At 68.1% G+C, this 11,083-nt stretch carries 14 protein-coding genes; 3 read left to right on the top strand and 11 right to left on the bottom strand.

Annotation, left to right across the window (positions count from 1 at the left end; all coding sequences use genetic code 11):
• Positions 1-54: 54 nt before the first annotated feature.
• Both GXW78_RS25655 and GXW78_RS25660 read left to right on the top strand, forming a co-directional pair.
• Positions 55-456 carry a hypothetical protein gene (locus GXW78_RS25655; protein WP_211871768.1) on the top strand — a complete coding sequence of 134 codons (402 nt, stop codon included), beginning with the start codon at positions 55-57 and terminating at the stop codon, positions 454-456.
• Between the two features lie 40 nt (positions 457-496).
• A complete protein-coding gene (locus GXW78_RS25660; RefSeq protein ID WP_211871769.1) occupies positions 497-838 on the top strand; it encodes a hypothetical protein in 342 nt (113 codons plus the stop codon).
• A 666-nt stretch (positions 839-1,504) separates the two neighbouring features.
• Here GXW78_RS25660 and GXW78_RS25665 read toward each other — a convergent pair.
• The 3 genes from GXW78_RS25665 to GXW78_RS25675 form a co-directional block, all read right to left on the bottom strand.
• The gene (locus GXW78_RS25665) at positions 1,505-2,215 is read right to left on the bottom strand and encodes a glycoside hydrolase family 108 protein (RefSeq protein WP_211871770.1); all 711 of its coding nucleotides are present in this window, start codon (positions 2,213-2,215) and stop codon (positions 1,505-1,507) included.
• Between the two features lie 90 nt (positions 2,216-2,305).
• The gene (locus GXW78_RS25670; protein WP_211871771.1) at positions 2,306-2,692 is read right to left on the bottom strand and encodes a hypothetical protein; all 387 of its coding nucleotides are present in this window, start codon (positions 2,690-2,692) and stop codon (positions 2,306-2,308) included.
• Entirely contained in the window at positions 2,692-3,036 is a 345-nt protein-coding gene (locus tag GXW78_RS25675) for a hypothetical protein (protein WP_211871772.1), read from the bottom strand. Before GXW78_RS25675 ends, GXW78_RS25670 begins: the two co-directional genes overlap by 1 nt.
• Before the next feature lie 437 nt (positions 3,037-3,473).
• Between GXW78_RS25675 and GXW78_RS25680 the strand changes: the two genes are divergently transcribed.
• Positions 3,474-3,659, top strand: a complete 186-nt coding sequence (locus GXW78_RS25680) for a hypothetical protein (protein WP_211871773.1) — start codon at positions 3,474-3,476, stop codon at positions 3,657-3,659.
• A gap of 1,095 nt (positions 3,660-4,754) precedes the next feature.
• On the opposite strand, the gene GXW78_RS25685 is transcribed toward GXW78_RS25680, so the two are convergent.
• The 8 genes from GXW78_RS25685 to GXW78_RS25720 all read right to left on the bottom strand — a co-directional run.
• Positions 4,755-5,174, bottom strand: coding sequence for a hypothetical protein (locus tag GXW78_RS25685; protein WP_211871774.1), 420 nt, complete (start codon positions 5,172-5,174; stop codon positions 4,755-4,757).
• Positions 5,175-5,177: 3 nt separating this feature from the next.
• Positions 5,178-5,639: a hypothetical protein gene (locus GXW78_RS25690; protein ID WP_211871775.1), complete on the bottom strand. Its 462-nt coding sequence runs from the start codon at positions 5,637-5,639 to the stop codon at positions 5,178-5,180.
• Position 5,640: 1 nt separating this feature from the next.
• The gene (locus GXW78_RS25695) at positions 5,641-6,861 is read right to left on the bottom strand and encodes a phage head spike fiber domain-containing protein (RefSeq protein WP_211871776.1); all 1,221 of its coding nucleotides are present in this window, start codon (positions 6,859-6,861) and stop codon (positions 5,641-5,643) included.
• Entirely contained in the window at positions 6,861-7,403 is a 543-nt protein-coding gene (locus GXW78_RS25700) for a hypothetical protein (RefSeq protein ID WP_211871777.1), read from the bottom strand. The genes GXW78_RS25695 and GXW78_RS25700 overlap by 1 nt, the downstream gene beginning before the upstream one ends.
• A complete protein-coding gene (locus GXW78_RS25705) occupies positions 7,403-8,203 on the bottom strand; it encodes a hypothetical protein (protein ID WP_211871778.1) in 801 nt (266 codons plus the stop codon). Before GXW78_RS25705 ends, GXW78_RS25700 begins: the two co-directional genes overlap by 1 nt.
• Before the next feature lies 1 nt (position 8,204).
• Entirely contained in the window at positions 8,205-9,032 is an 828-nt protein-coding gene (locus GXW78_RS25710; RefSeq protein WP_211871779.1) for a hypothetical protein, read from the bottom strand.
• Positions 8,996-10,483 (bottom strand): phage terminase large subunit family protein, encoded by a 1,488-nt coding sequence (locus GXW78_RS25715; RefSeq protein ID WP_211871780.1) that lies wholly within the window; start codon positions 10,481-10,483, stop codon positions 8,996-8,998. The genes GXW78_RS25710 and GXW78_RS25715 overlap by 37 nt, the downstream gene beginning before the upstream one ends.
• On the bottom strand, positions 10,467-11,083 hold a 617-nt coding region (locus tag GXW78_RS25720; RefSeq protein WP_211871781.1), incomplete at its 5' end, for a hypothetical protein. The genes GXW78_RS25720 and GXW78_RS25715, both read right to left, overlap by 17 nt.

An 11,083-nucleotide genomic window follows, 5' to 3' on the forward strand; every position in this document is an offset into this window, starting at 1 on the left:
CGAACTGCCATCCCCCATCCATCTTCCGCACTACGCGGTCCATGAGGTAACGACATGACCCGAGAGAACGCTACGATCCTTGCGATTGCTATCGCCAACCTCGGCGCAAAGAACGACGAGACAGCATTGATGGCTGCGCGCGCCGCGGCGAAGCTCATCGCGGCCGAAGGCGTGAAGCAAAGCGCCTTCGCCGCAGCCATCATAGCCACGCTCACCAACATGAAGCCGAAGGCGGAACCTGAGAGCTTCGCCGAACTCGGGCGTCGGGGAGCACGCTCCCGGATGGCGGAGATCGCACGCCAGTCAACCGTTACTGACAACGACAGGGCGCGTATCGGCGCCCTGCGCGAGCGCTTCCTTGAGGCACGTCACGCAGAACTCGCTGCCGACGAAGTCGCTTGGCTCGACGCACTATGGGAGGCATCGCCGCGCGCGCGCGCGAGGGAGGCAGGTTAGCCAAACGATTTCGGAAAACCCTGGCGACGGAGGTCCCCTCATGGGCGGTATGAACAGCGGTCGGCGTGGCTGGAAGGCCACCGTCGAGGGATGCCGCACCCTTCAGTTGGACGTGAATCAGGTGACGCGCGCTGCTCGCCGGGCGCTTCGGAACCAAACCGACGCGACGCCAGTGGTTCATCGCTCCGTTTGGTCGTGGACGATGGACGGCGATGCCGCGCCGCGCGCCGGCGCCTCGGTGACACTATCGCTCCAACGTCTTCACGGAGCGGCTCGGCTGCAATTCGATATCGCCCAGCCCACCCACCGCACCGGGCCTCGCGACCAGACGGTTAATCTGGAAACCACGCCATGCCCATACGGCGGTGTGCGCTGGTGGTGAATTTGCCCGGCAACCGGCCGGCGATGCGCCACACTCTACTTGCCCAACGGCGGCAACCTGTTCCTGAGCCGTGGCCGAGGCGCATATCACCTTAGCTATGCATCGCAGAACGAAGGCGGGATGGATCGCAGCCATGCCCGGCTACGCCGCCTGCATCGGTTGCTCAAAGGCTCATACACGTATCCGGAAGCCCCGTTGCCTGCCCGACCCAAGGGGATGCGGCAGCGAACCTATGACCGTCTGTGGGCGGAATGGGAGGTCGCCCTGGGAGAGCACGATGCCGTCTGGATGGCAGGGGCCGAACGGCTCGCGAGCCGCTTGCGACCGAGCCCCTCATGCCTGGGATAGAGATAACGCAGCGCTGCTCCGGCCACCTCTACCGTCTACTCCCATCCAGTTCGTAGAAGGGGGTAAGTTTAGGGGTGGCGGCTCATCCACGCAAAACTTCGCCATGAAAATCAATAATTTGGAGCGAATGTATGGCGTCCCCTACGGGATTCGAACCCGTGTCGCCGCCGTGAACTCCACTAATCACGCTAGATCAATAATTTACTGCCAAGCCATTCTGACAACAGAAACGCGTGACGTGCTGGTGCCGGATGGACCGGCGCTTCTAGGGGAGCGTCGGGCCACATGCGTTGCCATCCATCACGATTTGGGCGGCGATCAGGCGCCCATCACCCTGCCGCGCGCGCGGATGTCATCCACCCTGCGCTGCCACCCCCGTCCGAAGGTCGGCCACAGCAGCGCGCCGGTGTTGCTGTTCCGCGCCACCTTCAGGAACGCCAGCCGATCATCGCAGATCCGGTCCACCAGCCGCGCCCGGTCGTTCACCGCTCGCACAGCCGCCAGCGTGATCGGCCCGATGAAGCCATCCGCCTGGACTCCGACCATGCGCTGCAGACACTTCGCCGCCCGCATGCCACCGCTGTTCACCGCGAAATCGAACACGGCCAGGTCGACGCCGGCGGGCAGGTCATCACCGCGGACATCCGCCCAGAACCACTGCCGATACACCATCGCCGCCTTCGCGGGGGACACGAGCAGGATATCGTCCCGGTCGACGTCACCATCACCGTCGAGATCCATCATGCGGCCGAGCGTCCGCGCATAGCGCAGCGAGATCCCCATGTTCGTCGCCCCGCCCGGATCGGCAGGGTGATCGACGAAGCCGCCTTCGTGCTTCAGGACGATGGCGACGCAATCCTGGAACCGGAGGTCCGCTTCGTTCGGCCGGAACGCCGGCGCCGGGTCGCCGACGGCGTGCACCGGTATGGCCCGGGTGGGTCGAGGCCAGGGCTCGATTGGCTGGATCGGCCCGGGCGCGACAGGCGGCGGCGCTGCCGAGCTGCCGCGCAGCCAGCTGAAGATTCTCATGGGGTAGCAATCTCCCTCACGGTTGCGAGCCGCTGCCGGCAGTCCTCGCCGGCCTCGGCCAGATCCAGGATCCAGCGCGCGAGCGCCTGGTCATCGGGGGCGACGGGCACCGGCGGCTCCGGCCGGCACACCAGCGTCGACGGCGGGAACACCCGCGGCGCCGGCGTCACGGGCGCGCAGCCCATCCAGAGCGGCGCGCACAGCAGGGGCAGCAACGCAGGCGTGCGTGACAGGCGCGGCATCGACGGCCCTCCGGATCGGTTGGAATCGCGCGTCGCGTTCGGCGACGGCCACAGCGAGGCGCTCGAGCGCGGCGATGGCGGTGTCCCTGCCCTTCACCGCTTCCTCAGCGGCAACGGCGCGCAGGTCGGCCGCCTCCCGCCGTGCAGCCTCGACGCGCCAGGCGCCGAACAGCACCAGCAGGACGGCGCCGGCGGCGAGCCAGCGGGTGGCCGGCGCCAGCAACCAGGCGGGCATCACCCCCTCCCCGCCATCAGCCGCGCGAGCTCGGCCTCGCACATCGTCTGCAGCGTCGCGTCAGGCGTGCCGAGGCGCGCGAGGGCCTGCGGCATGCTGTCGCGGCAGTGCTGGACCATGCGGGCGATCGCCGAATCCTGCGTCGATCCTTCGTCGATCTCGCGCAGCGCCCGCACGGAGGCATTGGCGATGGCGTAGCGCAGGCGCGTCGCGTCGCTGCCGTCCATGTAGACGCGCATCAGTGTCCATAGCCGCGGGAGCAGCGCGAGGCCGGCCGTGGCGAGCGCGCCGACGAGCCCGGCCGCCGCCGTTACCGCCGCGCTGGCGATGGGGGACAGGTCCATGATGGATCTCCGATGTTGGATGCCGGCACCCGCCGGCGGCGGATCAATAGGTCAGGGCTTCATGCATTCAGCCGTCTGGCCGAAGCAAAGCATCACCCTGTCGCGATGCGGCACCTGCCGCCGCACTCACGCGTTAACCCATCAGCTGTGCGCCGTAGGCGACGGAAGGGAACACGTTGGAGGTTGTATCCGAGTTGGAGTTCGAGCTGCTGCGGCACCAGGACGCTCTTCGGCGGTTGGTTACCGAAGGCGACGACACGCCTGCGCTTCATCAGGCCTTAGCGAACGCGCGGAGCCTGCTCGCAAGACTCATGGCGGAGCGGCGGGAGAGGGATTTCAAGCCGCCACCGTGACGCGGGCACAGCGGCAAACTTCCGCGAGCGTCGAACCCGCTCCATCGCCGCACGTTGCTTGAATGCCAGCAACGAAGGCGACCCATGAGCGACACCATAACATCTCCCGAAGAGACCGTGAGAGCCGCTGCCGACGCGGCTGCCGACGTCGTAACGGTGGCCGAAGAGTGCGCTGTTCGATGCGTACGAAAGATTCAGCAGCGGCCGATCCAGTCGCTGCTCATCGCCATGGCCGCCGGCGTCTTTGCTGGACTCGTGATGAGACGATGAGGCCCACGACACACGGTCCCGGCGCAGATACCCGGCTCGAGATCGCAGCCCGCCGTCTCGCGAATGACGCTGCGCGGGAGGCATACGGGGAAGCGGGTTTCTGCGTCCGATTGACCCGCTTCACCGACTCGCGCGACTTCCGAGCCTATATCGTCCACCATTCCGGGAAGCGCCACACGCTCGTCGGTAAGACGATCGTGGTTCGGGTTGAGGGTTAGGCGACACGCCGGCGATGCGAAGCCGGCCTAGGCGGCGCCGCTCAGTTCTGCCAACCGGTCAGTTCTGCCAACTTGTCCGGACGGCACGGTCACCCCGAACCAGGGATCGTGACGGAGATCTGATCCGCTCTGCGGGCTTCTCTTTGCTGTCGCGTTGCGCCGTGCGACGGGTCAGATGGCTATTCCTGGCGGTGCGTCGGATCGTCCGACGCGTAGTCGAGTTCCCCGGCCGGCGGCGTAACAGCCCATCCTCGCGCCCGAAGCCTGTGCACTATAGCCTTTTCAAGTTTGGTCAGCTGGGGGGAGGTCAATCCCGCCCACGTAGCGACTTCGGACACCGTATGAATTCCCACGTAATCCAGGTCGCGCATCGCACTAAGAACTTCGCTTGTAACGTCATCACGCCGGGTGATCCGAAGCCGCGCCAACGCATTTCGGGCGCGGGGACGCAAACCCTGAAACTCTCCGCTGCTTTGGTCCGGCTCCATCCCTGCGCCCCGCGCCTCTCTGCTTAAGTCGTGGCTGCCGCTCATGGACAGCGGCTCGAATGGATTTGGCTAGCAAACCCGGGCACGCAAGCTGCCCTTGGCTCCACTTGGCGTCTCCTACCTTTGAGTGGCATCGAAGGGATCCGCGGCGAAGGCGCGTCGGGCGAGTTCGGCCGGGGGATCGATACTTACCATGCCGGCTTGTCCGGCGCCCTAACAAGTGATTCCGCGCGGCCACCGGGCCGGCGTACCGTGGCGCTGCCTCCCAAGGGAGGCTGATCCATCTGCCTTTGACCTTTGCCCGCCGAGGGTCCCCCGGCGGGCTTTCTTTGGCGCAACGGCGCTTCTCGCGCCGCGCTTTAGGGCGCGCTTGCTGCCGTCGGCGCCGCTCAACCGATCGGCGGCTCGGGCCGCTTCAGCGGCTCATAATCTTCCGGGCGCTTCAGGTTCGCGGCGACCAGCACGGCACGCGCGTTGTTCGCCGCGTGGTAGGAATCGCGCCAGTCCAGGTACTGCGAAAACAGTCGCTGCCGCAGATCGGAGGCCAGCGCCTCCGTCGCGCGCAGCCGGGTCTCCAGCGTCGTCTTGTCGACGCGCAGGCCTTCGATTTCCTCGGTCTGCCGTTCGAACAGTGCGCGCTGATCTTCGCGGAGAGATTCCCTCTCCCGGTCATTGATCTGGGCGAGACGTGCTTCGCGGCCGCGGTGCCATGTGAAGAACATGTACACCATGATGATGGCAACGATGCCCCACGGGCCGTAAGCAGCGAGCGCCGGACCGGTGAGCAGCGACGAGAACAGCGCTTCCACGGGTCAGCCTCCAGCCCGGCGAATGAGCCGGTATTCGTCCTCCCACAGGATGTGGAGCGCGACGTACAGATTGCAGAGCGAGCAGGCGGCGTAGATCGACGCCGTCGGCGTGCCGGGTGCGGCAAGCCATGACGCTGCCGCCATTGATCCCCACAGGCAGCCAAGCCAACCCGCGGCGATCCATCGCGGCCACTTCAGCCAAGGCCAGGATCGGGACCCGCTGCTCAGCAGGGCGACCGTGCATTGCGCCCATCCGCCCAACAGGCCCGACCAGTGCCAGAAGTCCTCCGGCTGAACCTCGGACAGGACGCTGATTGAACCGAAGGTCGGCCCCTCGCGCCAATCCGCCCACAGCAGGAAGAAGAATACGGCTGTCGCACCGCCGAAGATGACCTCGAAAACCCAGGGTTCCCGTTCGAAGAAGAACCGGAAGGTGCGATAGGCGCGCTTCAGCGGTGTCGGCATGTCAGCGATCCCTGATCGAGTAGCCGTCGGGCGCGGCCGCATCGGTGTACTGCCGCGTCAGGTGCTCCACGCGCGGGCCGATCCAGCCATTCAGGTGATTCCCGCCAGCGGCATTGCCGAGGAATCCCCGCTGCAGCCCAGGCGGTATCGCGACGGCGGTCGAGATGGGCGCCGCGCCATTGACCGACAGGACCAGCCCCGCCGGCCCGTAGGACGCGCGCACCGTGTGCCGCACCAGCGCGGGGCCGGACGCCATCGCGACGGTTCCCGCGATCACGCCACCAACGATCGAGCGGAGCCGGACCGTCGTGCCGCCTGCAATCAGCGACAGGCGTATGCGATTGCTGGACGTGCCGTCGTCGATCGTAAGCAGCTCACGATCGCCGCCGACAACGTCCCCGGGGGTGAAGTCGATGACGAAGGTGCCGGCATCGGGCGTGAGCCAGCGCGGGACGTCGATGAAGGAGACGTTGTCGGCGGAGCGGGTAGATGCCCCGGGCGAGCCGATGGGCGAAAGCACCGGGCTCGGCACGAACCCTGCGAGGGCAGTCAGACCGCCCCACAGGTACACGCTCAGCCCAGCGGCCGCGTAGCTCGGCGCCCTGCCCTGGCCGGCGCCCGTGATGAGGTAGAGGTTAAGCGCGGCGGCCGTCGCCGCGCCTGTCATCGCCCCCGACATCCAACAGAGGAACCAGCCGTCCCGCAGCGGGCGGATGCCGCTGCTGACGTTCGCACCGGTGTTGCCGACCACGCCATTGGCGAGGTCGAAATTCGCCCAGGAACCAAAGCCCGCAATCGCATTGGCCCAAAGCAACTGAATGAAGCTGCCAGCGCCGGCCCGAGCCATGACGTAGGACGTATAGACGTCACCGATGGTCGCCACGGTCATGTTCGCCGCACCGATGACATGCGTGCTGGTCGCGCCGCCGTCGGTCAGGAGCGCCGCCTCGGTAAGGCCGTTAGGCGCAAGGCCGGCATTCGGTGCCAGAACCACGTTGCTTTGCGACCAGGCGGCACCTTGGAAGCGCGGGTCGGTGATGCGGTTGGTGATCGCCGCCTCCACCAGCAGACCGCGATGCGCCCCTGTCGCCGCATCCCAGTCAGGGCGCAGGGCGTTTGCCAGCCGCTCGGCCAGCACACCGTCCGGCCCGAACGACCAGCCGCTATTCGCCCGCGCCACCGCCAGCAGGTCGGTGTCCGGGTACTCCAGCCGGGACAGCATCAGACGCGCTCCACCACGCGCCAGGAGCCCGCGATCACCGCGGCGCCAAGCGCGGCGCCGAACAGCAATTCACCGAGCTCCGTCGCCGCGGGGCGCCGCGGGTCACCGGCAGGCCTCAGCCGCCACCCGATCTCGTACGCCGGCGCGCAGGTCAGTCCAGCCACCAACGGCCACCACCAACCACCGCCGGCGAGCCACAGCACCACGGCCGCGGGTGCCCCCCACAGCACGCCGCGCGCCGTGTGCAGCGCCGCGTCGCGGGACCATCCGCCCTCATTCCTGCCGAGGTCGATCGACCCCCACCATCCGGGGAGGCAGCCGAGCCAGAGTGCGGCTGCCAGCGCCAACGACCAGCCCCACGGCAGCGGCGTCACCAACCACGCCAGCAGCGCCAACGGGACGGCCCAGGCAACAACCCGCGCAGTCGTCGCGCCGCGGCCGGTGACGCGGGCAAACACCGCCGCGCCGCGCAGCCAGAAGCCCGCGGCGCCGATCAGCGCGCCCGCGAAGGCCCGGGTGAGGTCGAGGATCTCCGGCACCATCAAAGCCGCTCCACGACGCGCCAGGAGCGCGACCATCCGGGGAATGCCGTCCGCGTCATGCCGTCGACCTGGCCGGGCTGCACGACGGCACCCCAGATGCTGCGGATGTTCATCTCCGCCCGGCTGAGCCCGGTATCTGGCACCCACAGCACGTCGCGCACCGCGCCGTTCCGCCGCACCATCGCCCGATACTGCGTGGCGATCTCCGACACGCCGAGGTAGCGCGTCTCAAACGCGGCAAAGCGCGGGTTGCTGAGCGCCGGGGCGGGGAACTCCGCCCCCGTGAACCCATTCCGATCCCGGCGATCGAGGATCATCCGATCTTCCTGGTAACCCCAGGATTGAGCACGGGTCATGCGCCACAGCGCACCCGCCACCACCAGGCCGATATCGATCTCCGCCAGCGCCGCGTCGGTCACTTCCACCAGGAGGTAGCGGCCCGTCGCCGGACCGGCGGCGCGCACCACGACTACGTTGCCGTTGGCCTCGTCGCCGGTCGCCGCAGGCCCCACGCCACTATCCCAAGCGTCGCCGGCGGCGCCCGTATTATCGGCCGTTGAGAGCCGAACACGGATCGTTGCCGAGGCCGTCAGTGTGCCGGACAGGGGCGCCACGCAATCGAGGGGACGCGACGCGCCAAGGTCGAACAGGATCGCCGCCGTGCTCCCCATGAACCGCGTCCGCACCCGCGGCTGAGGGTCCTGCAGGTTCGAAAGCGGCATGGTCGGGACCGTGGCGGCAGAGGCCGTCACCGACGCAGCGCGCGCGATCACGTCATCGTAGAGAAAAGCGGCCGGCATCTCAGGCTCCTGGCAGGGTCGCGATGGTGATGGTCAGCCGCTGCGCCCCGAGCTGCTCCCGCCACCCGACGACGACGCCACGCACCCCGCCGCCCATCTCCCACAGGTCGTACGAGACGCGGCCGATGTGCCCGCACTCGATCTGACCGAGATAGCGGTCGGTGGTGACCTCAAAGATCCGCGGCCCCGCCTCCAGCCACCTGGCCCACGCCTGCGCGCGCGTGGCGGCATCGGCCTGCGACCAGAACAGCCCGGGAAGCAGCAGGTCTCGCTGCGGCGCGATGCGCTGGGTGAGGGTGACGCTGTTGATGCGCTCCGGGCCGGACGCGTTGTTCTTCAGCCGCTCGCGATCCGCGGCCGGGACACTACCCGCCACGTCCGTCATCGGGGTCCAGTTGGGCCGCCAATTCACGCCGACGGAGGTGGGCAGCGATCGGAGCGAGGCCGGCAGCGACACCGGGCGGCAGTCCAGGATCCAGGCCGCCTTGATATCGAACTGGTCAGTCGCGTCGCTCGCGATCGGATCGAACAGGCGAATGGCGCCCGACCGCCCACCGCAGAGCACCGCCCCGCTGGCCTGCACAATGGTGCTCGCGGCGTCGGAGGCTGTGATCTCCTGCCCGCCGCTGTACCAGCCGATCTCGCCCGGGATGTCCGCATCAGCAAAGGCGAAGGAAGTGCCGTCGATCTCCAGCGCGCCGACGCCCGGCCCCAGCGCATTGATCAGCCGCCGCAGGACGCCCGCGGTGCTGCTGACGTACCCGCCATCGGCGTCGCCGCGAACGTCGGCCGTCACGATCCCGTCCGGCGTGCTCCCGAGCTGGAACATGCCGAGAGCTTCCCACGGCCGCGCCTGGCCGACTGTCGGCGTGCCGCTGCTGACCAGCGCCTGTTCCACACCGCGGATGCGGACGGCATCGATGGAGAAGACCTGGCGCCAGGACACCTGATAGGTCGGCAAGCTGCCGGCGCCGAGATCGATGTTGCCGAGGAAGACCGGGCTGACGTTGCCGCAGCGCCCGAGCAGCACAGGCTTGGGCCGGTCCTTGAGTTCGTTGCCGCCCTCGATGCCGCCGGTCCCCGCGTACTTCGTCGGCTGCAGCGGCACCGCCAGGCGCTCCAGCACGTCGACACCGACCAGGGTGCCGGTGCGTCCTCGCCAAACGTCTTCACCATGACCTGGCGAAGGCCTTCATGGTCACCGAGGTCGGCCGCTCGCTCCGCCTGCGCCTGCGCCCGTGCCAAGCCGCCTATGCCATCCTTTGTGAACGGGGACATGACGCCAAGGATCCAGGCGCCGGCAGTCTTCACGCGACGCCGCTCGCCTGTGACGCGGCCGTCCTCGTCGATCGTCTCGCCCTCACCAACCCAGCGGCCAGTCAGGTTCATGGCATAGCGCTCGCCATCCTCAATCAAGCACCCCGTCGGGCAGACGAGCCGCGCCTTGGCCTGGACCTCGTCCAGCGGCGCATCCTTCGGCCAGTCGAGCACCATGCGACGCGACGTGCCGGGATGCGGCGAGGAGTAGGTGCCGCAATGCGGACAGCGCCACCACCAGGTGCAGCGCGTGCTGTCGGCGTAGACCGCCATGATGCCGCGCTGCTTCGTGCGCGGCGCGTCGATCGGAGCGCCCCGGTCGGGGTGACTGATCACCAGTAGCTTCGAATCAGCGCCGGCCGCCTGGCGACGTGGATTCAGCAAGGCGAGAGGGTCGCCGAGCGATTCGTCGTAGTTGTCGATCTCGTCGGCGACGATGCGCGCGACGTGCTTGTTCACCAGCGATGACGGCGTGAAGGTCAGAAACTCCGCCCGCCCGCCGCGGAAGCGCTTGAAGGCAACGGAATCACGCCCGAGGCCGCGCCGCAGATGACCGAGCAGCGGGTCATGCTGGTCGAGCATCGGCTCGATGCGGCCCTTCACATAGGCATCGAGCGCGGCGTCGGTGTTCAGGTACCACAGCAGATCGGCCGGATCGCTCTCGGCCGTGTAGAGCAGCCAGTTCTCCGCGATCATCGTCTTGCCGCAGGCGCCGGGCCCGACGATGCCGACCGTGTCGTACTGGTCGTCGCTGAGCCAGTGCATCGGCTCGGTCAGATACGGCGCGGTGTCGTGCGACCAGCGCTCAAGATGCGCGCCAACAGGCGACTTCACCCACCGATTCCTCCCCGCGTGGTCGGCGACCGACATGCGGTTCGGCGGAAGGAGAGCGTCGAAGGTGTCGCTCAGCAACCGGCCGGCGTTGGCGAAGGCGAAGCGCGCTGGGTCAGGCGGCGCCGGCATGCTCCTGTTCCTCGGGTGGCGGGGCCGCGTCGTCGCTCAGCAGATCATTGAGCTTGCGGTGCAGTTCCCGCTGCTGCGCCTCGATCGCGCGGCGCATGTCGCGCACCACGGCGTCGGGCAGGTTGTGTCGGCGACCGAGCTGCGAAGGCAGGCCGGCCAGAAACTGTGACAGCGGCGTCCATGCCTCCGCCAGACGGATGCGCATCTCGCTGGTCAGGACCAGAAAGCCGCGCTGCTTGGCGACGTCGTCCTCGACGCGCATCGCCTGCGCGAGCTTGAGCCGCTCGCCGGCGGACAGGATCCGCTCCGCCTCCGGCAGCAGGTCTTCCATCGGAAGGCTGACCTGCGACAGCAGGTCGTCGCGCTGGTCGCGGGCCGCCGCGTCCTCGTCGCGCTTTGCCTGGACGAAAGTGATGACCGCCGCCGGGTCCAGCTGCCAGGGGACGCCGTTACTTCCCTCCGCGACGACCGGAAATTCCGGATACCGCCGCATCATTCTGCGCAGCGTCGGAAGGGAGATGCGGAGCTTGTCCGCCATCTCCTCCAGATTCACGGTGACCATGCGACCCCCGCTGCGGCGCCGGCGCGGACAGAAACAGG

It is taken from the genome of Neoroseomonas terrae (genome assembly GCF_018129025.1).
GTDB lineage: Bacteria > Pseudomonadota > Alphaproteobacteria > Acetobacterales > Acetobacteraceae > Neoroseomonas > Neoroseomonas terrae.

Coding starts and splice junctions, on each gene's coding strand:
- GXW78_RS25705 (WP_211871778.1), bottom strand. CDS start 8,203: ATGCCGGCCGCTTTTCTCTACGATGACGTGATCGCGCGCGCTGCGTCG.
- GXW78_RS25710 (WP_211871779.1), bottom strand. CDS start 9,032: ATGTTCCAGCTCGGGAGCACGCCGGACGGGATCGTGACGGCCGACGTT.
- GXW78_RS25690 (WP_211871775.1), bottom strand. CDS start 5,639: ATGCCGACACCGCTGAAGCGCGCCTATCGCACCTTCCGGTTCTTCTTC.
- GXW78_RS25670 (WP_211871771.1), bottom strand. CDS start 2,692: ATGCCCGCCTGGTTGCTGGCGCCGGCCACCCGCTGGCTCGCCGCCGGC.
- GXW78_RS25695 (WP_211871776.1), bottom strand. CDS start 6,861: ATGCTGTCCCGGCTGGAGTACCCGGACACCGACCTGCTGGCGGTGGCG.
- GXW78_RS25700 (WP_211871777.1), bottom strand. CDS start 7,403: ATGGTGCCGGAGATCCTCGACCTCACCCGGGCCTTCGCGGGCGCGCTG.
- GXW78_RS25680 (WP_211871773.1), top strand. CDS start 3,474: ATGAGCGACACCATAACATCTCCCGAAGAGACCGTGAGAGCCGCTGCC.
- GXW78_RS25665 (WP_211871770.1), bottom strand. CDS start 2,215: ATGAGAATCTTCAGCTGGCTGCGCGGCAGCTCGGCAGCGCCGCCGCCT.
- GXW78_RS25660 (WP_211871769.1), top strand. CDS start 497: ATGGGCGGTATGAACAGCGGTCGGCGTGGCTGGAAGGCCACCGTCGAG.
- GXW78_RS25675 (WP_211871772.1), bottom strand. CDS start 3,036: ATGGACCTGTCCCCCATCGCCAGCGCGGCGGTAACGGCGGCGGCCGGG.
- GXW78_RS25655 (WP_211871768.1), top strand. CDS start 55: ATGACCCGAGAGAACGCTACGATCCTTGCGATTGCTATCGCCAACCTC.
- GXW78_RS25715 (WP_211871780.1), bottom strand. CDS start 10,483: ATGCCGGCGCCGCCTGACCCAGCGCGCTTCGCCTTCGCCAACGCCGGC.